Raw genomic sequence first — 19,506 nt, forward strand, 5'->3', positions numbered from 1 at the left:
GGTCCGAGCTCCGGTTCGTTATCCGGACGTAACCCTTCCGGTCGCGCCGCAGCGCCGCGCGTAGACCCACCCGGACCTGCCGGGACGCGCCCGGCCGCGCACCGCCGAAAGGGCCCCGCCCGACATCGGGATCGGACGGGGCCCTTTCGTCCGACGGATCAGCCGCATGTGCCGCAGCAACTCGACCCGGCCGCCGGCGGGGTCGACACGACCTCGTAGCCCGCCGCCGCGACGGCCGCGCCGACCTCGTCCGCCGACACCGCGCGTGTGGTGGTGAGCGTGACCGCACCGGTCGCGAGGTCGACGGAGACCTCCTCGACCCCGGCAAGCGCGCCGACTCGCGCCGTGACGGACGAGACGCAGCTGCCACAGGTCATGCCGGCAACGGCGTACACGGACGTGGACGCGCCCACGGGCGCGGTCGAGGGCGCGGTCGAGGGCGTGGGTGCGGGCGGGGACGCGGGCGTGGACGTGCTCATGGAGTGCCTCCTCAGGCATCGACAAGTGCTGCGAACCGCGCTCAACATACCCCCCTTGGGTATTTATGGCCAACCCTTGGCGATGCGTACCCCCCTGGGGTATGTTCCTGATCGCTCGGTACCCCCCACCCGTATCAATGGAGTGATCACGATGTCCCAGACCCAGGCACCCCCCAACCCGCGCCGATGGGCGGCGCTCGCGCTCATCGCGCTCGCCCAGTTCATGGTGATCATGGATACGTCGATCATCGGCGTGGCCCTGCCCGAGATGCGTACCGATCTGGGCTTCTCGCAGGAGAACCTGTCCTGGGTGTTCAACGCCTACGTGGTCGCCTTCGGCGGCCTGCTCCTGCTCGGCGGACGTCTGTCCGACCTGTTCGGCGCCAAGCGCCTGTTCAGCGTCGGCTGGGCCGTCCTGGGCGCCGGATCGCTCGCCGCCGGGCTCGCCGACGAGGTGTGGGTCGAACTCGCCGGACGCGCCGTGCAGGGCGTCGGCGCGGCGCTGATCGCGCCGTCGGCACTGACCCTGCTGATGATGCTGTTCGGCAACAACCCCAAGGAGTTGACCAAGGCGTTCGCGCTGTACGGCGCGGCGGCCCCGGCCGGCGGCACCGCAGGCGTGTTCCTGGGCGGGGTGATCACCGAGTACGCGAGCTGGCCGTGGGTGTTCTACGTCAACATCCCGGTCGCGATCCTCGCGCTCGTCGTCACCCCGGCGCTGATGCCCGACGCCGCCGCTCGCCGCGGCTCGGTGGACGTCCTGGGCGCGATCCTGGCCACCGGCGGACTCGCCGCCACCGTCTACGCCGTCGTCCGGGCCCCCGAAACCGGCTGGGCCTCCGCCGAGACCCTGCTCGTCCTCGCCGCCGGCGTCGCCCTGATCGCCGTGTTCCTGGCCGTCCAGGCCAGGAAGTCCGAGCCGCTGATGCCCCTGCGCATCCTGCGCACCCCCAACCTCGCCGGGGCCAACCTCGCGCAGCTCCTGATGGCGGCCGCGTGGATCCCGATGTGGTTCTTCCTCAACCTCTACCTACAGCAGGTCCTGGGCCTGGGTGCGTTCGCGTCCGGTTCGGCGCTGCTGCCGATGACCGTCGCGATCATGATCATGATGATCCTGCTCGCCCCGCGCCTGATCGCCCGCTTCGGCCCCAACCCGCTCATCGTCGCCGGACTCGCCGCGCTCGCGGCCGGGATGGTCTGGCTGTCCTTCGCCCGCCCCGACGGCAACTACTGGGTCGACGTCCTGCCCGCCTCGCTGCTCGCCGCGATCGGCATGGCACTCGCGTTCATCCCCTCGCTCGGGACCGCCATCTCCAGCGCCCGGCCCGAGGAAGGCGGTTTGGCTTCCGGCATCGTCAACACGAGCTACCAGATCGGCTCGGCCCTGGGCCTGGCCGCGATGACCGCGCTCGCCGCCGCGCACGGCTCGCGCGAGCTCGGCGACCCGAGCGCGCTGACCGACGGCTTCTCGGCCGCGTTCCTCGGCGCCGCAGGCGTCGCCGCCGCGGGCGCCCTGCTTGCCCTCGTCACCCTGCGCAAGACCCCGGAGGCCGCCCCCGAGTCCGTCCCGGCCTCCTGACGTCCCGCCCCCGACCGACGACACCGGCGCACCCCGGGAAAACGACCGGGCGCACTGCGGGAAAACAACCGATCGAAGCACCGGAGAGCAATCGCGAGAAGAGGAACACCGGGCCATTCGTGCCCGGCGAGAGCCGCCCGTCCGGGAAACCGAGGGCGGCTCTCGCCGTGGGAGGAGAGAAATCGCACGTCTTCGGGACGGCCCGCCTCGATCCCCGGTACCCGCCCGAAACGCGGCGTCGACCCGTCCCCAGAACGCCCGATACGTCCTCCGCGAGGGGGAGACGACACGTCCGCGATGGCCCCACAGGGTGATCGAAGGGAGGATGGGCTCTGGCAGACTTGACCTCATGGGGGGCAATCCGAGCCGACAGACCATGCCGCCGTCGGGGCGCGAGGTGACCGACGAAGCCGGGCGGAAAGCCATGCAACGATCCCCTGGAAAGAACCGTTTGCGTGTCTATCTGAGCACGCCGCGCAGACCGCGATTCGTGGTCGAACTCGCGTTGATCGCACTCGGTTACTGGGTGTACTCACTCGTTCGCAACGCCGTCCCCGAGCGCCAGTCGACCGCGGTCGACCGCGCGTGGGACCTGCTCGATCTCGAAAAATCGCTGCACATCGACATCGAGCACAGCGTCAACCACGCCGTGAACGGCGTGTCGTGGTTGATCGTCTCGATGAACTACTACTACGCGACGTTGCACTTCGTGGTGACGATCGGTGTGCTGGTGTGGCTCTACCACCGACACCCCGGGCGGTATCGGGCCGTGCGCACGGTGCTGTTCCTGACCACCGGGCTGGCCCTGTTCGGCTACTTCTTCTTCGCGCTCGCACCGCCCCGGCTGCTTCCGGGCGCGGGCTACATCGACACCGTGTTGGTGCATCACACGTGGGGATCGATGGCATCGGGAGACATGAAGAACGTCTCCAACCAGTACGCCGCGATGCCGTCGATGCACATCGGCTGGTCGACGTGGTGCGCGCTGGCGATCGTGATGTTCGCGCGGCCGCTGTGGGTCAAGGTGCTCGGCGTGCTGTACCCGCTCACGACCCTGTTCGTGATCGTGGCGACCGGCAACCACTTCGTGCTCGACGCGGTCGGCGGGTGGATCACCCTCGCGGCGGCGCTGGGCCTACAGCGCCTGCTCAACGCGCGATCGGCCTACCGCTTCCCGCGTTACCCACCCGACGACCCACGCGCCGCGGCGACCGGTCCCCCGCCACCGCGCACCGAGGCCACGCCGCCTCAGCGCGAACCGGTCGACGTCTCGTCCTCGCCGTAGAACACCCGGTCCACCACGGCCCGCGCGTGCCGCGTCACGCGCCGATACTCCTCGATCAGGCTGCCGGTCCCCCCGCCGCTCTCCGGCCGGTGTCCGAGCATCCGGGCCACCCCGCCCAGTTCGCGCACGTCCGTGGGAAAGCTGTCGGAGGACTTGCCGCGCACGATCATCACCGCGTTGCGCACCCGGGTGGCCTCCACCCACGCGTCGTCGAGCACGTCCGCGTCGTGCTCGTCGAGCAGCCCCGCGTCGCGCGCCGCGACGAGTCCCTGCCTGGTACCGGTCACCTGCAACGACGGCACCTCGTGCGCGTGTTGCAACTGGAGCAGTTGGACGACCCACTCCACGTCGGCGAGGCCGCCCCGGCCGAGTTTGGTGTGCGTGGTCGGGTCGGCGCCGCGCGGCAGCCGCTCCGATTCGATCCTGGCCTTCATCCGGCGGATCTCGCGCACCTGCGTGTCGTCGATCCCACCCGGCGGATAGCGCAGCGGCGCGACCATCTCCAGAAAACGTCGACCCAGGTCGGCGTCTCCCGAGGTGAAGTCGGCGCGCAGCAGGGCCTGGCTCTCCCACAGCTTGGACCAGCGCCCGTAGTACGCGCGATAGGAGGCGAGGGTGCGCACGAGCGGACCCTGCCGGCCCTCCGGACGCAGGTCGGCGTCGATCAGCAGCGGCGGGTCGGTCGAGGGGATCTGCAACAGTCGGCGGATCTCGTTGGCCACCGATCCCGCTGCCTTGGCCGCGTCGCCCTCGTCGGCGCCCTCGATCGGCTCGTGTACGAACATCACGTCGGCGTCGCTGCCGTAGCCCTGCTCGTAGCCACCGAACCGGCCCATCGCGATGATCGCGATCCTGGTCGGCAACGGGCCGTGCGAGCGCTCGCGCGCGTCGATCGCGGCCCGGAGCGCGCCGGTGAGCGTCGCGGCGTTGACGTCGGTGAGCGCCTTGCCGGTGGCGTCCACGTCGAGGTTGCCGAGCACGTCGGCCGCCACGATCCGAAACAGCTCGCGCCGGCGCACGCTGCGCGCCGCCTGCACGGCGCTTTCCGGGCCCGGCGCGCGACCCACCGCGGCCCGGATCTCGTTCTCCAGGACGGCCCGAGAGCGCGGCCGCAGCCCGTCCGCGTCGCCGAGCATCGCCACCGCCTCGGGTGCGCGCAGCAGCAGATCGGGCGCGAGCCGTCCGGACGCGAGCACCCGGGCCATGTACTCGGCCGCCGCCCCGGAGGAGCCCGCTCCCGAGTCGCGCAGCAGGCGCAGATACCAGTGCGTGTTGCCCAACGCGTCGGAGACCTGACGAAACGCCAGCAGGCCGGCGTCCGGGTCGGCCGAGTCGGCGAACCAGCTCAGCATCACCGGCAGCAGCGTGCGCTGGATCGAGGCCCGCCGGCTCACCCCGGACGCGAGCGCCTCCAGGTGGCGCAGGGCCGCCGCGGGATCCGCGTAGCCCAGCGCCTCGAACCGGGTCTTGGCCGCCTCGGTGGTCAGTCGCTGCTCGCCGACCTTCAGCCGCGCCACCGCGTCCAGCAGCGGCCGATAGAACAGCTTCTCGTGCAGCCGGCGCACCTCGACGGTCTGCCGCTTCCACGCCTTCTCCAACTCGCCCACCGGGTTGGTGCGCATGCCCATCGAGCGAGCGATTCGGCGCAGCTCGCCGGTGTCGGTGGGCATCAGGTGGGTGCGGCGCAGTCGATAGAGCTGGATGCGGTGTTCCAGGGTGCGCAGGAAGCGGTACGCGGCGTCGAGCGCTGCCGCGTCGTCGCGTCCCACGTAGCCGGCCGCCGACAGCGCGGCGAGCGCGGCCAGCGTCGAGCCGCTGCGCAGCGCCGGGTCGGACTTGCCGTGCACCAGTTGCAGGAGCTGTACGGCGAACTCGATGTCGCGCAGGCCGCCGGGACCGAGCTTGACCTCGCGGTCGAGTTCGCGCGCGGGGATGCTGTCGACGACGCGGCGGCGCATCGCCTGGACGTCGGCGACGAAGTTCTCCCGACGGGCCGCGGTCCACACGAGCGGGGTGATGCTCTCGATGTACTTGCGGCCGAGGGCGACGTCGCCGGCTACCGGGCGGGCCTTGAGCAGCGCTTGGAACTCCCAGGTCTTGGCCCAGCGCTCGTAGTAGGCGAGGTGGCTCGCGAGCGAGCGGGTCAGCGGCCCGTTGCGGCCCTCCGGACGCAGGTTGGCGTCGACCTCCCAGATCGAGCCCTCCACGGTGGTGGCGGAGCAGGCGCGCATGAGCGCGCCGGCGAGCCGGTTCGCGGCGGCGACCGCGTCGGCCTCGGCGATCCCGGGCGGGGCCTCGGCGACGAAGACGACGTCGACGTCGCTGATGTAGTTGAGTTCGCGGCCGCCGCACTTGCCCATCGCGATCACCGCGAGCCGGCAGCGCTCGGCCTCGTACGGGTGCTCGCGGCGAACCAGGTCGAGCGCGGCCTCCAGGGTCGCGCCGGCGAGGTCGGCCAGTTCGGCGGCCACGGTCGGCTCGTCGGCGGAGCCGCACACGTCGCGGGCGGCGATGGAGAGCAGGCATCGTCGATACCCCACCCGCAGTCCGTCGAGCGCGGGGTCGTCGCGCAGCCCGGCGGTCGCGGTGGTGAGCACGGCGTGGAAGTAGGCCGGGGTCGGGCGGGCGTCCTGCACGTCGTAGGTGACCAGCGAGCGCCAGTCGTCGGGGTGGCGCGCGAGGTGGTCGCCGAGGGCCGCGCTCACGCCCAGGACGCCCAGTATCCGATCGCGGAAGGGCTTGGCGGACGCGAGCGTGGACAGCAGGACGGAGCGGTCGGCGGCGGCCTCGGCGAGCCGGACCAGGCCGAGCAGCGCGAGGTCGGGGTCGGCGGTGGCGGCGAGCGCGTCGAGGAACAACGAGTCGTTGCCCGCGCCGAGCAGGGCCGGGTCACGCAGGTTGCGGGCGGCGCTCGCGACGTCGGTGAAACCGAGTCGTACGAGGCGTCCGTCGGTGGTCGCCGGCTCACGGGGCTGATCCACAGAGGTCACCCGGCGAGCGTATCCGCTCAAACGGCCGATCGATCGAAGCCGATCACCGGATGGATCAAGATCTCACCTGCGAAGGTGGACGCGCCGCACGAGGTTCGCCGAGCCCCCCGACCGCGACGAACTGTGTGCGGCGCGCCCTTGTCGATGGTGAGTGGCAGATCCGCCCTGCGAGCCGTCCGTCCCACGGCTCGAAGGGGCCTCCGTAGCAACGACCTGCCATACGCCACCGTACGGGACGTCACCCTACGTTAGCGTAGGTGCCATGCGCAACGGTGTTCCCTCGGAGAGGGTTCAATCAGACGACGAACCGGAACGGCCCGCTCGACCCGGGCGCCGTACCCTCAGCCGAGAGGACTGGGCCCGGGCAGCCCTGGAAGCGATGCGCGAGGGCGGCCTCGGCGCGGTCGCCGTGGAACCGCTCGCGGAGCGCCTGGGCACCACCAAGGGCAGCTTCTACTGGCACTTCAAGGATCGCGACTCGCTGATCCAGGCGGCCTTGGAGCGGTGGATGGCCGAGTCGGAGGAGATGTTGGCCGCCGCCGAACGGATCGAGGATCCGGTCGAACGCGGGCGCCGGCTCACCGAGTTCGCCTTCAGCGCGCCCAGCGGCGCCGACATCACCACCACGCTCCTGGTACACGCCCAACACCCCGTGGTGGGGCCGATCCTGGAGCAGGTCACCCGCCGGCGCCTGGAGTTCGGCGCACGGCTCTCGCAGGAACTGGGCCTGTCCGCCGACGAGGCGTACCGGCACACGCTGACCGCGCTGACCATGACGGTCGGCATCGCGCTCATCCGCCGAGGCGCCCCGCAACTGCTGCCGCAGGGCGAGGAGAAGGACGCGTACGTGCGCTACATCGTGGAGTTGCTCGCGCCACCCCTGGTGTGAACGGTGTGAACGGTGTCCGGGCGACACGTGCCGACGACGCGTTCGGCCCACTCCCCGCGGGGAGTGGGCCGAACGCGTCGTCGTGATGCTCGAATTCCTCCGACTCACAGCACCGGCAGGTAGCGCTTCAGCTCGAAGGGCGTGACCTGCTGGCGGTATTCCTCCCACTCGTGGCGCTTGTTGCGCAGGAAGAACTCGAAGACGTGCTCGCCGAGGATCTCCGGCAGCAGTTCGCTGCGCTCCATCAGCGCGATCGCCTCGGCGAGGTTTTGCGGCAGCGGCGCGATACCCAGCGCACGGCGCTCGGAGTCGGTCAGCGCCCACACGTCGTCCTCGGCGCCGGCGGGCAGTTCGTAGCCCTCCTCGACGCCCTTGAGCCCCGCGCCGAGCAGCACGGCGTAGGCCAGGTAGGGGTTGCACGCCGCGTCGATCTGGCGCACCTCGATCCGGGTGGACTGCCCCTTGGTGGGCTTGTACATCGGCACGCGCACCAGGGCCGAGCGGTTGTTGTGGCCCCAGCAGATGTACGAGGGCGCCTCGCCGCCCATGCCCGCGGTCCGCGCCGAAGCGCCCCACAGCCGCTTGTACGAGTTGACCCACTGGTTCGTGATCGCGGCCATCTCGCCGGCGTGCTTGAGCAGGCCCGCGATGAAGGAGCGGCCGACCTTGGAGAGCTGATACTCGGCGCCGGCCTCGTAGAACGCGTTGCGGTCGCCCTCGAACAGCGACAGGTGCGTGTGCATGCCCGAACCGGGGTGCTCGGAGAACGGCTTGGGCATGAAGGACGCGTGCACGCCCTGCTCCAGCGCGACCTCCTTGACCACGAGCCGGAACGTCATGATGTTGTCGGCCGTGCTGAGCGCGTCCGCGTAGCGCAGGTCGATCTCCTGCTGCCCGGGCGCGCCCTCGTGGTGACTGAACTCGACCGAGATGCCCATGCTTTCGAGCATCGTGATGGCCTGACGGCGAAAGTCCTGGCCGACCGGCTGCGGCGTGTGGTCGAAGTAGCCGCTGTGGTCCACCGGCGTCGGCGGCGTCCCGTCGACCGGCTTCTCCTTGAACAGGAAGAACTCGATCTCGGGGTGCGTGTAGAAGGTGAAGCCCTTCTCCGACGCGCGCTCCAGGGTGCGCTTGAGGACGTAGCGCGGGTCCGCGAAGGACGGCGAACCGTCGGGCATCAGGATGTCGCAGAACATGCGCGCGGTGCCCGGCGCCTCGGCCCGCCACGGCAGTATCTGGAACGTCGCCGGATCCGGCTTCGCGAGCATGTCGGATTCGTGCACCCGGGCGAAGCCCTCGATCGCCGAGCCGTCGAATCCGATGCCCTCGGCGAATGCCTGCTCCAACTCGGCGGGAGCCACCGCGACCGACTTCAGGAAGCCGAGCACATCGGTGAACCAGAGCCGAACGAACCGGATGTCGCGCTCCTCCAAAGTACGAAGCACGAACTCCTGCTGCTTATCCATAATTCCCTATCCTTGCAGGTCGGACGGCCTGTGAGCGATCGGCAGGGCACTGCGGGGCACACGAGTATCCCGCCACAGGGTTTCGAGCACATTACGTGCCCTTTGCGGTACACCCATCTCTCGCGTGCGTATTGCCGTCGTCGCGTGCCAAGACGCGTTCATCGCGCGGCGTCGATCGGCGGGCGAGCCGTGAAACGAGCCGCCGGAGCCTCGGAGGTGAACTGTGCCAAGGGTATCTCCCGCGCGCCCGAAGTCGGAGCGCCGGGTTGGTCGTGGCGGACGCCGTTCGGCCACCGTTGTCCTGCGGTTTTCCGGGCGGACGGTCGCCGGTCCTCCCGAGCGGTCCCGGGCGCGCCGCAGGCGCTCGGACCACTGTTCGTCACTCTGACATTAATGGTCGGGCGCATTGGTTCGGGTGCCCCGAATGCGCATCACCTTCCGCTGGACAGATCCCAGGTTTACAGTTTCCGTCTGAGCATTCGTGGTCGCCACCACGCGCGAACGCAAGAAGGCTGTCGACTGCGGTGTCGGCACTGGTCAACGGCCTTGCTTTTCCGGTGGACTGCGGACGGCGACGACGACGGCGCCCTCTCCCGGAAATGAACCCGGGGGAAGGCGCCGTCGAGGTTTCCGCGCGTGATCTCGCCGGCCTAGCCGGGTCGTACGGCTGCGTAGAACGACATCGAGTCGACCGGGGCGATGGTCACGTTCTTGCCCGGTCGCGGGGCGTGGACGATCTGGCCGCCGCCGATGTAGATGCCCACGTGCGAGTTGTCCGCGAAGAAGAACACCAGGTCGCCCGGCTGGAGCGCGCTCTTGGAGATGCGCGGCCCGTCGTTGACCTGGGTCCACGTGGTGCGGCTCAGGTTGACGTTGGCGGCCTTCCACGAAGCCTGGGTCAGCCCCGAGCAGTCGTAGGAGCCGGGGCCGGTGCCCCGGGGCGCGTACGGCTTGCCGATCTGGGCCTTCGCGAACGCGATCGCGGCCGCGGCCCGGCCGGATGCGGGGACGTCCTTCGCCGGGGCCTCCGGCGTCACCGGCGGAGTGTCCGTCTTGGATCGCGAACTGCGGTCGGTCTCGCCACGCGCGGGCGGTTCCGTGGCCTTGTCCGCGGGCGTGTCCACGTGTTCGCTCGAAGCGAGGATCTCGTCCTGTTGCTTCTTGGTGAGCGTGTTCAGCAGACGCTGGGCCTCGGCGAGCTTGGTCTGGATCTCGGCCTTGTTCTTGTTCAGCTCGGTGCGCAGCTTCTCCAGCTGGGCGAGCTGCGAGGAGGCCTCGGTGCGGTCCTGCTGGAGAACCCGTGCCTGCGCCGCGACCTGGCGGAGCTTGGCCGCCTGCCGGTCGTCGAGCTGCGAGATCATCTGGGCCTTCTGCAGGTAACCCTCGGGGTCACCGCTCAACGCCAGGGAAAGCTCGGGGGGGAGTCCGCCGCTGCGGTACGCATTGGCCGCGAGGAGGCCGATCTGGTCGCGCAAGGTGTTCAGCGCGGCCTGTTCGTCGGCGATCCGGGCCTGGGTCTGGTTGGCCGTGCCCTGCTGCTTCCCCAACTGCTCCTCGACGCCGTTGGCCACCTCGGTGGCCTTGATGACATCGCTGTGCAGTTTGTTGACCTGCTCCTTGACCGTCTGGATCGAGGGAGCCGGATCGGCGTACGCGGCGCCGGAGAAGGCGATCACGCCGGTCATCGTCGCGGCGGCCGTGACTACGGTCGCCGCGGTACGCACGACGGTGCGCGGCTTGGGCTTGCGGTGCTGCCCGGATCGACGTTGGGACGCCACTGGTGGCGGGTCTCCTTCCTCGGCCGCCTACCGGGTTAGCTGACGGGTTCGGGCGGAAGAAGGCGCCCTACGATGCCGAAGCACCGATTCACCCCAGGGACTGCGAGGGTCCCCGGTTCCGGCTTCTCGTCGCACCGACCATGGTTACCCACCGTCACCGCTACGCATCCCCGAATTCGGCGGAGGCGATCGTGCAGACCGGGATGGTCGACGCTGAGCCGATCGCCTGACCCAAAACAATAGTCACAGGCGTATCACGGTCATCACCAATGGCCTAAGATTTTAGCAAGACTTTACCAAAATCCCCGTTTTGATTCAGAGCGTTTCATAAAAAAGAGTCTTTTTCCCGCAAGGCCCACCTTGAGCCAATCAACCGATATGCCGGCATCTCGACCCCCCGAGCTCACTGGGCGTGACACCGAACCGGAAAACGACCACCGAATGCCCCCACGTGCCCCGGCCAGCCCGCTGCACGAAAGGAAGGCCGTCGACCACGCTCCGGGAGCAGCGGTCGACGGCCTCGTCCTTCGGGGAGTCTCCTCCCGGTGCCCTCTGCGGTGTTCCGGAGGGTGGGTCCGCAGGGCGGCGGTACCTCGACTTAGAAGTCGAAGAAGTGATTCCGGAAGATCCGTTGACCTGCGGAAACGCTCCGATATGGCCTGGCCTGCGTGAATGCATCGCGACGCTACGCGCTGTTTCGCGGTGTTTCTTGGCCTGATGTGCCCTCTCCGTGCCCTCCGGGGAGGGAAGGGGGGAGCCACTGGCCCGGGAGCTTTGGCGTCCTCAGTGGTCGGTCTGGGCGAAGAGCTTCGCCACACTCGCCCCGATCGTCGCGGTCCGGTTCGTTCCGTGGTCAGCCGAAGGTGATCGCGCGGAACATGTTGCGCAGGTTGGTCAGCGGCTCGCGGTCGCGGGTGTAGTAGAGCTTGTTGGTCAGGAGTACGGCCCAGGTGCCCTGTTTGGGAGAGATCCACATGCCGGTTCCGGTGAAGCCGTAGTGCACGTAGGTGCGTTCCGCTGGGTCGGTGCCGGGGGCGGGGTGCCAGAAGAGGCCGCGTGCAGGCTCCAAGGGGCCGGTGTGAACTGTGAGGGACTCCTCGGTCCACGCGGGGCCGAACCCGGCCGGTGCGGGGGCCGTGGTGGGTTCGAGCATGTACCGCAGGAATCGGGTGAGGTCGTCGAGGGTCGAGAACGTTCCGGCGATCCCGCAGACGCCGCCGAGCAGGCGGGCGGAGAAGTCGTGTGCGACGCCCTTGAGGTGGGTGCCGGTGTCCTGGTCGGTCTCGGTGGGCGCGCACTGCGCGGCGGCGTCGGGCGGGAGCGGCCCGAAGCGGGTGTCGTTCATGCCGAGCGGCTGCCAGACGTGTTGCTCGGAGGCGCGGTCCAGGGGTTGGCCGGTGAGGTGTTCGGCGAGGTAGCCCAGGATGAGGGCGGCGCGGTCGGTGTACTCGACGGCTTGGCCGGGCGGCCGGTGGAGTGCTTCGTGCAGGACGCCCTTGCGGATGGTGGCGGGGTCGGTGCCGTACAGGTTCCGCAGATTCGCCCGCAGGGGGACGCCGGCGGTGTGGGTCAGCAGATGGCGGGTCGTGACGGTGCCTAGGTCGTGGCCGGTCACCTCCGGCCACAGGGTCCCGAGTGGTTCGTCGAGCGGGAGGCGGTCGTCCTCCCACAGGGCACCGATGGTGGCCCACACCGCGATGACCTTGGTGAGGCTGGCGATGTCGAAGAGGGTGTCCGGCCGCATCGCGGTGTCCGGTTCGGCGGGGTCGAGGAGGCCGGCCGTCCCGTGGGCCCGAGCGCCGTCCGCGTCGCCGATGGCCCACACGGCGCCGGGGTAGACCCGGTCGCGGACGCCGTCGTGCACGAGTCGTTCGATGCGGACGCTGTCTGTCATGGTCTCCCTGTTCGTCGCGCGTGCCCCGCTCGTCAGGTTAGTGACCAAGGGTGTGGTCTCGGGTGCGGCGCGGGTGGTTCAGCCGATCCGGTTGCCGAGGTCGGACAGTGCGGCGGCGGTGGTGCTGAGCGGGTAGCGGGCCGCGTTGCGCAGTCCGGCGGCACGCAGGGCGGGTAGCAGTGTGGTGTCGGTCCGCAGGCGATCGAGTTCGCGGACGAGGCCGGCGGCGTCGCCCAGGTTGGTGGCCAGGGCGGTGTCCGTGAGGGTTTCTCGCAGGCCTGGCACGGGTTGGTAGAGGACGGGCAGTCCACAGGCTTGGGCTTCGAGGGCGACCAGGCCCATGGCTTCGAGGGTGGTGGAGGGCACGAGGAGGGCGTCGTGTTCGGCGAACGCCTTCCACAGTTGCGGGCGGCGGAGCCAGCCGAGGTAGCGGACGTTGACGCCGACGTGCCGCAGGGTCGGGGTCAGCCGTTGGTACTGGGTTCGTGGCGCGGCCACGCTCAATTGGACGCCTCGGGCGATGGCAAGCGCACGGACGAGGGGTTCGACGCCTTTCTCGGCGCTGAGTCGGCCGGCGTAGAGCAGTCGCAGGTGTTCGGTGGGTCCGTGGGTGGGTCGGGGCGGCGGGGCGGCGAGGAGTCGGTCGGGGATGCCCCAGGGGATGTGGGCGATCTTGCGGTCTTCCATGGTGGGGGCGAGTTCGCGCAGGTGGTCGGCCATGGCGCCGGTGGGGACGACGACGGCGTGTGCGGCGCGGACGGTTTCGCGCAGGACGCGCAGTTGGGTGCGGTGTGCTCGGGCGTACAGGAGGTCGGTGCCGTGGACGAGGGCGATGCGCGGGTGTCTGGGGAGGGCGCGCGTCAGGGCGGGGGTGGCGCCGAAGGTGAGGTGTTGCAGGTGCAGGACGTCGATGCGGGAGGTGTCGATCGCGAGTGCGAGGGCGCGTTGCAGCGCGGTGACGTAGTGGCTGAAGGGTGCTCCGGACAAGCACTTGCCGGCGACCGACAGCAGGTTCAGTCCGGCGCGTGTGCGGGGCGGGGCGCCGTCCGGGGCGAGCATGAACGCGTTGGCCGGGATGCGGGGGTTGGGGCCGGTGTAGAGGTCGAGGAAGAGTTCGACGCTGCCGCCGGGGCTACCCGCGACAAGGTCGAGGGCGGTGGCGACGAACGGGCTCGTGGCCACTTTCACGACTGGCCTCCGGGGTTTTCCTCGTAGAGACGAGAGATGTCGATGCCGTCGGTTCCGGCGTATTTGAGGCCGCACGCCTGGTAGCTGATGGAGGTGCCGAAGGTGTGGAGGAAGGCGACTTTGCCGAAGGTCATGCCGGCGTGGACGCGTACGGGTTTGGCGGCACGGATCTCCAGCGTCCAGCGGATGGCGTGTCCGACGTGGCCGAGCGGGGCGGAGATGTGGACCCAGATCCCCAGGGCGCCGGTGGTGCGGTCACCGTTGAGGAGCTGGGCGTACTTCTCGGATCCGGTGTGTTCCCGGGTCAGGCCCAGGTACAGCACGCCGGGTCGAAGGACGTAGCCGCTGGTGGGGATGGTGGTCTCGGCGAAGGCGGTGCGGGTGGCGGCGTCGAGGTCGCCGTCGCAGATCCGCAGAGTGTCGCCCAGGCGCCAGTCATAGGCGTTCGGGGAGAGCCTGTTCGGGTCGTAGGGGTCGATGGTGATTTCGCCGGCGGCGACGGCTGCGGCGATGGCGGGGCCGGTGAGGATCACAAGGCCACCGCCTTGTCGGTGGCGGGATCGCGCCAATAGCCGGAGGGCTGGGGCCCGCACGCGGCCTGGTATTTGCCGTCGTAGAGGGTGACGGGTCCGGTGGCGACGAAGAACATGATCTGGCCGATCTTCATGCCCGCGTACACGCGCAGGGGTCGGATCGGGGAGAGCATCAGGGTCCACTGGCCGTGGAAGCCGATGTCGCCGATGGGCGCGGTGATCTCGACGAACAGGCCGAGTCTGCCGACGGAGGAGCGGCCGAACAGCAGGGGTACGTATGTATCGGAGCCGACCTGTTCGTGGGTGTGGCCCAGGTACAGCTCGCCGGGTTGCAGGACCAGGCCGTCGGCGGCGATGTCGATCGTGGCGGTGAGGTTGGGCCGGTGAGCGTCGATGACCGGCTCGGTGTAGGTCATCAGGGTCGGGCCGAGGCGGATGTTGTAGCTGTTGGGGTTGACCTGCTCGGGTTCGAATGGATCGATCCGCAGGCGTCCGTCGTGGGCGGCGGCGGTGATCTCGGGACCGGTGAGGATCACTGTGGTTCTCCTTCGTCGCGCTCGCCGGGGTCGGTGAGGACGTCGCGCACGACGTCGCCGAGCAGCGGTCCGATCTCGTGGGGGCGGGTGGCGTCGAGGGTCTGGGCGAGGTAGTCGGTGGTCAGCACGACAGGCACCGCCGCGGGCAGCGTGTGGGAGGCGATGACCAGTGGTCCGCCGCGCAGGGCGAGGTGGGCCAGGAGGCCGGGGACGTCCCGCGCGAGGGCGTCGGTGAGGTGGACCCGGGTGAGGCGGTTGCCGAAGGGTTCGACGCCGAGCACGTCCGCCAACCGCAGCACCCGGCCCAGCGCGGTGGGCCGCAGCGCGGTCTCGTTGAGGATCACAGCGACGCCGTGTTCGCGGTGCAGTCGGGTGGCGGTCGCGCTCAGGAGGGCTTGCGGGTCGCGAGCGGCGCCCCGCCAGTGCGGCGCGACCCGGCCCAGAGGGACGGCGAGTCGCGCCCGCAGGCGCCCGATCTCGTCTGCGAGTGGCACCAGGTCGTCGGGGACGCCGGCGTCGTCGGGGAAGTGGTGGCTTCGCGCCGTCCAGCCGGTCGTGTCATTGGGTTCGGCGAGGGCGTACCCGAGGCCGAGTTCGGCTCCCTTGACCACCAGCGTGGTGCCCACCCGTTCGGGCGCGTAGTGCCGGCTGTGGCAGTGCCCGGCGAAGACCACGTCCAGGAACGGGCATTGCCGCGCGAGGTCGAGGTCGTCCTCGAAGCCGGTGTGCGAGAGCAGGATCCAGTCGTCGACGGTGTGGTGGTGTTCGAGCATCAGCCGCCGCAGCACGGTCACCGGGTCGGTGACCCGGTGACCGGCCCGTTCGGTGAGGGGTATGGCCGCGAACGCCTGCGGGCCGATCACGGCGGTGACCGCCACCCGTCGCCCGCCGACGCTCGTCCGATGCAGGGGCCGGAACAGCGGCTCGTCGCAGGCGTCGTCGACGACGTTCGCGCACACGGTCCGCTCGCGTAGGCCGGGTTCGAAGTGGTGGAGCCAGCCGTGGTTTCCGGGGGCGAGCACGTCGTACAGCCGCAGCAGGATCTCGCGTTCCACTGTGCCGTTGCCGAGGCGGTAGTAGCCCGTGCCCTCGAAGAAGTCCCCGCAGTCGACCACCAGCGACGAGGTGCGTGCGGCGTGCAGGTGGGCCATGAGGCCGTGGGCGTGATCGAGGCCGGAGTGGACGTCGGTGGTCGCCACGATCCGCGTCAATGTTCGGGCGGCGGTCATCGGGTGACCTCCGTGACATCGGCGCCGAGCGCGCGGAGCTTGGCCGGCAGGTCCGCGTGTCCGCGGCGGAGCTGGTCCAGGCCGGTCACGGTCGTGGCGCCGCGCGCGGTCAGGGCGGCGATCAGCAGGGCCGCGCCGGTGCGGATGTCGGTGGCGTGGACGGCGGCGCCGGACAGCCGTTGCGGGCCTGTCAGCCGGCACCGGGTGGAGGAGATCTCCTGGATCTCGGCGCCCAGGCGGGCGAGTTGGGGCAGCAGGTTGCCGTGCCGGCCTGGGTTGATGTCGTCGGCGAACAGATGGGTGCCGGGCATGCCCAGGGCCAGTGCCATCAGCGGTGGTTCGAAATCGGCGTCCAGGCCACCGGGGTCGAGTGTGGCCAGTACCCGCAGGGGGTGGTGGGTGAGTCTGGCGTCGCCGTGCACGACCAGCGCGTGGTCTTCGGCGGTGGCCGCGATGCCCAGCAGGTTGAGGGCGTCGACCACAGGGGCGACGTCCGCCCCGCGCACGCCTTCGACGCGCGCGGAGCCGCCGGTGGCGGCGACGGCGCACGCGAGGGTGCCGGCCTCGATCTTGTCGCCCGGCACCTCCCAGGACACCGTGGTCACGCGTGTCGAACCGGGTTCGACGGCGACGGTGTCGTCCTCGATCCGCACGACCCATCCGGCGTCGCCCAGGGCCGTCAGGAGTCCGACGACCTCCGGCGAGAGGTTCGGGTTGGCCAGCAGGAGCCGGTGGCGGCCGATCACCGCGCGCAGGATCGCGGCCACGCTCGCGCCGCGCGAGCGGAACGGCAGGCCGATCGCGACCTTGTGCGGGCCGGTGCCGGCGGCCGTGACCCGGTAGCCGTCCTCGTCGGTGGCGATCGTGTCGCCGAACGCCTCGTACACCCGGAAGTGCATGTCCATGCCCCGGTCGCCGATCGAACAGCCTCCCGGCCAGGGCAGGTTCGCCGTGCCGCAGGTGGCCAGGAGCGCGGGCACCAGGTAGTACGAGGCCCGGATCTTGGTGGCCTCCGCCAACACGGGGACCGCGATCCTGCCGGGACGCGGCACGATCAGGACGGAACCGGGCTCCACCACGGGTTGGGCCACCCGGTACCCACTGCGTTGGATCAGGGCGAGCATCAGCTGTACGTCCGCGCTCGCGGGAATGCCGTGCACGTGCACCGTGCGGCCCAGGGCCGCCGCGGCGGCCAACAACGGCAGGGCGGCGTTCTTGGAACCGTCCACGCGGACCGCCCCGGTCAGCGGCGACCTGGGGCTGACGGTCACGGCGAGCAAGTGGGGCGAGGGAGTTGGGGCGAGGGGCACGAGGGACCTCCGAAGCGGTGCACGGACACGGATGAGGGTCGCTGGTGCTGTGTTCGAGAGGGCGGCCCGGTCATTCGCCGACGGGCGGACCGCTCGGGGCACCGCCCTGAGGTTGCGACATGCGTGGGGACGGTGGCCGACCGCTCCCCGCGCCCAGGTAGGCGGGCGTGGGGTTCACGCGGTCGACGACCATGCGGCTCGGTGATCATGTGTCGGCACCCGCCAGCCGGCAGCGGATCTGCTTGCCGATCGGGGTAGGCACCACGTTCCAGCCGGGGGCGAGCGCGTCCAGGATTCGGATGCCGCGACCGGTCTCGGCGTCAGGGTCGTCCAAGGCGGTCACCGCGCGGACGGGAAGGCGTTCGGGCATCGGGTCGTGAACCATCACCCACACCCCATCCGCATCGGCGGACGCTTCCACCACCAACGGTGCCCGATCGCCGCAGGCACGCGCCGCGTTGCCGACCAACTCGGATACCACCACCTGGGCGTCGCCGGTGACTTGGACATCGACCCCGGCAGCGCACAACGTCTTGTCGATCAGCTCTCGCACCTGCGACAGGTGCTCCTGGCAAGCGCATATGTGGACGGTGAACCCGCCAAGGCGCTCGATGAGAAAGAAACCCGGAACCGCTACCGCCGCTTCCGTTCCCGCCATGGACACAAGCCTCCCGCCCGCCGCACGGGATCCGCGCGGTACTGATTCAAGTAACGCCATGCAGCGAACGATCAACCGCTGGTAGCGCCATCGCTTGAGAATGACTGATTTCCTAGCTTGGGCGCAAGGTTTCTACCTGAAGGCATGTGACTTTCCCCCGTAAGGGTTGATCGCTCATTCGGAGGTGCGAGACTGCGCACATGCCTAACTCTCCGTTGGTGCCCACGGTGCGTCGCCGTCGTCTGGGCGCGACGCTGAAGCGACTGCGAAACAAGGCCGGATTCACGCTCGACGAGGCGGCCGAGGGGATGGGTTGGAAGGGCCCGAAGATGTCCAAGATCGAGAACGCCACCCAGTCGATCCGTCCCGCGGACGTCGCCAGGCTCCTTACGACGTACGGCGTGGGTGATCCGGACGTGTTCACCGCGTTGGAGAACCTGGCCAGGGACGCGGGCAAAAAAGGGTGGTGGCAGACCTACGGTGGTGTCCTGGCGCCGAGGTATGCGGACTACATCTCGCTGGAGTTCGACGCGGACCGTATTCGTGGTTACTACCCCACGGTGATTCCGGGTTTGTTGCAGGGTGCCTCGTACGCACGCGAGACGATCGCCGCGAACGCGACGACCCGCACGCCCGAGGAGGTCGTGGCGCTCGCAGAGGTGAGGCAGGGTCGTCAGGCGGTGTTGAGCCGCACGAATCGGCCGCCGTTGGAGTTGTGGGCAGTCATCCACGAGGCGGTGCTGTATCAGCGGTTCGCCGTACGTCCGGCCACGATGCGCGAGCAGCTCCGGCGGTTGCTGGATGCCGCCGAGATGCCGAACGTGACGATCCAGGTCATGCCGCTGGACGCCACACCGCATCCCGGCGGCGCCGGCGGTTTCAACCTGATCGGCTTTCCCGGTCTGCCCCCTGGGGTCGTCCAGGTGGAGAACTTGCTGGGATCGTCGTACGTGGAGGAGGTGGACGGGGTGAGGATCTTCGCCGATGCCTTCGAACGGATCGTCGCGGCGGCTCTGTCGACCGATGATTCGCTGGCAATGATCGCCCGAATGGAAGAGGGAAAACGCACGTGAACGATCGCAAGACGGACCTGTACGCGCACGATCTGACGGCCGCGACGTGGCGCAAGTCGTCGGCCAGTGCCGGCGAGGGCGAGTGTTTCGAGGTCACCGACCTGCCCGGTGGAGGGAAGGCGGTGCGCGATTCGAAGAACCCGGGCCGGGGTGATCTGCGTTTCACCGCCGCCGAATGGGCAGCGGCCCGCGCCGGTTTCCTTGCCGGGGAGTTGTAGGCAGGGTCCCGATCCGCCGGATCGGGCCCTCGTGAACACGTGGCGGCGGCCGCCCCCCAAGCGGATTGGGCCGGCCGCCGTTCGACCCCCTGTGCGCGAAACTCACCCTTGTGCAGAGGATTTGCACAGGTGGCATGCCGAAGCGCGGCTTGCACCGACGTCGTCGTCCGTGCCGAGCTGCGTGCAAACGCTGTCGAGTTGCGAAGCGTCACAAGCCGGGAGGTCCCACCAGCGTCGCGTTCCGCTCGTCGGCAGAGGTAGATGCGCGCGAATGCTCCAGCACACGAGGAAGGCCGTCGACCACGCTCCGGGAGCAGCGGTCGACGGCCTCGTCCTTCGGGGAGTTTCCTCCCGGTGCCCTCGGATGTGTTCCGGAGGGTGGGTCCGCAGGGCGGCGGTAC

The 19,506-nt window shown here is 69.8% G+C and carries 16 protein-coding genes and 1 riboswitch; of the genes, 5 read left to right on the top strand and 11 right to left on the bottom strand.

The features are described from left to right. Nucleotides 1–158: 158 nt before the first annotated feature. Nucleotides 159–479, bottom strand: a complete 321-nt coding sequence (locus GT354_RS07825) for a heavy metal-associated domain-containing protein (RefSeq protein WP_161355523.1) — start codon at nucleotides 477–479, stop codon at nucleotides 159–161. Nucleotides 480–630: 151 nt separating this feature from the next. On the opposite strand from GT354_RS07825, the gene GT354_RS07830 reads away from it, so the two are divergent. Together GT354_RS07830 and GT354_RS07835 are read left to right on the top strand one after the other, a co-directional pair. Further along, the gene (locus GT354_RS07830; protein ID WP_161355524.1) at nucleotides 631–2,058 is read left to right on the top strand and encodes an MFS transporter; all 1,428 of its coding nucleotides are present in this window, start codon (nucleotides 631–633) and stop codon (nucleotides 2,056–2,058) included. Nucleotides 2,059–2,482: 424 nt separating this feature from the next. Beyond that, nucleotides 2,483–3,343 (top strand): phosphatase PAP2 family protein, encoded by an 861-nt coding sequence (locus tag GT354_RS07835; protein ID WP_237534486.1) that lies wholly within the window; start codon nucleotides 2,483–2,485, stop codon nucleotides 3,341–3,343. Here GT354_RS07835 and GT354_RS07840 read toward each other — a convergent pair. Next, nucleotides 3,307–6,333 (bottom strand): bifunctional [glutamine synthetase] adenylyltransferase/[glutamine synthetase]-adenylyl-L-tyrosine phosphorylase, encoded by a 3,027-nt coding sequence (locus GT354_RS07840; RefSeq protein WP_161355526.1) that lies wholly within the window; start codon nucleotides 6,331–6,333, stop codon nucleotides 3,307–3,309. The two genes, GT354_RS07835 and GT354_RS07840, sit on opposite strands and share 37 nt — an antisense overlap. A gap of 262 nt (nucleotides 6,334–6,595) precedes the next feature. On the opposite strand from GT354_RS07840, the gene GT354_RS07845 reads away from it, so the two are divergent. Beyond that, entirely contained in the window at nucleotides 6,596–7,222 is a 627-nt protein-coding gene (locus GT354_RS07845) for a TetR/AcrR family transcriptional regulator (RefSeq protein ID WP_272923774.1), read from the top strand. A gap of 104 nt (nucleotides 7,223–7,326) precedes the next feature. Here the strand turns inward: GT354_RS07845 and glnA are convergent, their stop codons facing one another. From glnA to GT354_RS07890, 9 genes are all read right to left on the bottom strand, one after another. Further along, nucleotides 7,327–8,688: a type I glutamate--ammonia ligase gene (gene glnA, locus GT354_RS07850; RefSeq protein WP_161355528.1), complete on the bottom strand. Its 1,362-nt coding sequence runs from the start codon at nucleotides 8,686–8,688 to the stop codon at nucleotides 7,327–7,329. Between the two features lie 650 nt (nucleotides 8,689–9,338). Beyond that, on the bottom strand, nucleotides 9,339–10,466 hold the full coding sequence (locus tag GT354_RS56405) for a C40 family peptidase (protein ID WP_161355529.1): 1,128 nt from the start codon (nucleotides 10,464–10,466) through the stop codon (nucleotides 9,339–9,341). Between the two features lie 9 nt (nucleotides 10,467–10,475). Continuing rightward, a riboswitch (cyclic di-AMP (ydaO/yuaA leader) is annotated at nucleotides 10,476–10,656 on the bottom strand. A 663-nt stretch (nucleotides 10,657–11,319) separates the two neighbouring features. Then, the gene (locus tag GT354_RS07860) at nucleotides 11,320–12,360 is read right to left on the bottom strand and encodes a serine hydrolase domain-containing protein (protein ID WP_161355530.1); all 1,041 of its coding nucleotides are present in this window, start codon (nucleotides 12,358–12,360) and stop codon (nucleotides 11,320–11,322) included. Nucleotides 12,361–12,438: 78 nt separating this feature from the next. After that, nucleotides 12,439–13,548 (bottom strand): glycosyltransferase family 4 protein, encoded by a 1,110-nt coding sequence (locus tag GT354_RS07865; protein WP_161355531.1) that lies wholly within the window; start codon nucleotides 13,546–13,548, stop codon nucleotides 12,439–12,441. Then, the gene (locus tag GT354_RS53620; protein WP_161355532.1) at nucleotides 13,545–14,081 is read right to left on the bottom strand and encodes a deoxycytidine triphosphate deaminase; all 537 of its coding nucleotides are present in this window, start codon (nucleotides 14,079–14,081) and stop codon (nucleotides 13,545–13,547) included. Before GT354_RS53620 ends, GT354_RS07865 begins: the two co-directional genes overlap by 4 nt. Next, a complete protein-coding gene (gene dcd / locus GT354_RS07875; protein ID WP_161355533.1) occupies nucleotides 14,078–14,617 on the bottom strand; it encodes a dCTP deaminase in 540 nt (179 codons plus the stop codon). The genes GT354_RS53620 and dcd overlap by 4 nt, the downstream gene beginning before the upstream one ends. Beyond that, on the bottom strand, nucleotides 14,614–15,846 hold the full coding sequence (locus GT354_RS07880) for a bifunctional metallophosphatase/5'-nucleotidase (protein ID WP_161355534.1): 1,233 nt from the start codon (nucleotides 15,844–15,846) through the stop codon (nucleotides 14,614–14,616). Before GT354_RS07880 ends, dcd begins: the two co-directional genes overlap by 4 nt. Beyond that, nucleotides 15,843–17,117 (bottom strand): UDP-N-acetylglucosamine 1-carboxyvinyltransferase, encoded by a 1,275-nt coding sequence (locus GT354_RS07885; RefSeq protein ID WP_161355535.1) that lies wholly within the window; start codon nucleotides 17,115–17,117, stop codon nucleotides 15,843–15,845. The genes GT354_RS07880 and GT354_RS07885 overlap by 4 nt, the downstream gene beginning before the upstream one ends. Before the next feature lie 244 nt (nucleotides 17,118–17,361). Then, the gene (locus tag GT354_RS07890) at nucleotides 17,362–17,814 is read right to left on the bottom strand and encodes an ATP-binding protein (protein ID WP_161355536.1); all 453 of its coding nucleotides are present in this window, start codon (nucleotides 17,812–17,814) and stop codon (nucleotides 17,362–17,364) included. Between the two features lie 200 nt (nucleotides 17,815–18,014). Here GT354_RS07890 and GT354_RS07895 point away from each other — a divergent pair, with 200 nt between their 5' ends. Together GT354_RS07895 and GT354_RS07900 are read left to right on the top strand one after the other, a co-directional pair. Beyond that, nucleotides 18,015–18,887: a helix-turn-helix transcriptional regulator gene (locus GT354_RS07895; RefSeq protein ID WP_161355537.1), complete on the top strand. Its 873-nt coding sequence runs from the start codon at nucleotides 18,015–18,017 to the stop codon at nucleotides 18,885–18,887. Beyond that, a complete protein-coding gene (locus tag GT354_RS07900) occupies nucleotides 18,884–19,105 on the top strand; it encodes a DUF397 domain-containing protein (protein ID WP_161355538.1) in 222 nt (73 codons plus the stop codon). Before GT354_RS07895 ends, GT354_RS07900 begins: the two co-directional genes overlap by 4 nt. Nucleotides 19,106–19,506: the final 401 nt, after the last annotated feature.

Origin of the sequence: Streptomyces sp. SID3343 (genome assembly GCF_009865215.1) — a bacterium.
Classification (GTDB): domain Bacteria; phylum Actinomycetota; class Actinomycetes; order Streptomycetales; family Streptomycetaceae; genus Embleya.

Coding starts and splice junctions, on each gene's coding strand:
- glnA (WP_161355528.1), bottom strand. CDS start 8,688: ATGGATAAGCAGCAGGAGTTCGTGCTTCGTACTTTGGAGGAGCGCGAC.
- GT354_RS07890 (WP_161355536.1), bottom strand. CDS start 17,814: ATGGCGGGAACGGAAGCGGCGGTAGCGGTTCCGGGTTTCTTTCTCATC.
- GT354_RS07825 (WP_161355523.1), bottom strand. CDS start 479: ATGAGCACGTCCACGCCCGCGTCCCCGCCCGCACCCACGCCCTCGACC.
- GT354_RS07880 (WP_161355534.1), bottom strand. CDS start 15,846: ATGACCGCCGCCCGAACATTGACGCGGATCGTGGCGACCACCGACGTC.
- GT354_RS07895 (WP_161355537.1), top strand. CDS start 18,015: ATGCCTAACTCTCCGTTGGTGCCCACGGTGCGTCGCCGTCGTCTGGGC.
- GT354_RS07860 (WP_161355530.1), bottom strand. CDS start 12,360: ATGACAGACAGCGTCCGCATCGAACGACTCGTGCACGACGGCGTCCGC.
- GT354_RS07835 (WP_237534486.1), top strand. CDS start 2,483: ATGCAACGATCCCCTGGAAAGAACCGTTTGCGTGTCTATCTGAGCACG.
- GT354_RS07845 (WP_272923774.1), top strand. CDS start 6,596: ATGCGCAACGGTGTTCCCTCGGAGAGGGTTCAATCAGACGACGAACCG.
- GT354_RS07830 (WP_161355524.1), top strand. CDS start 631: ATGTCCCAGACCCAGGCACCCCCCAACCCGCGCCGATGGGCGGCGCTC.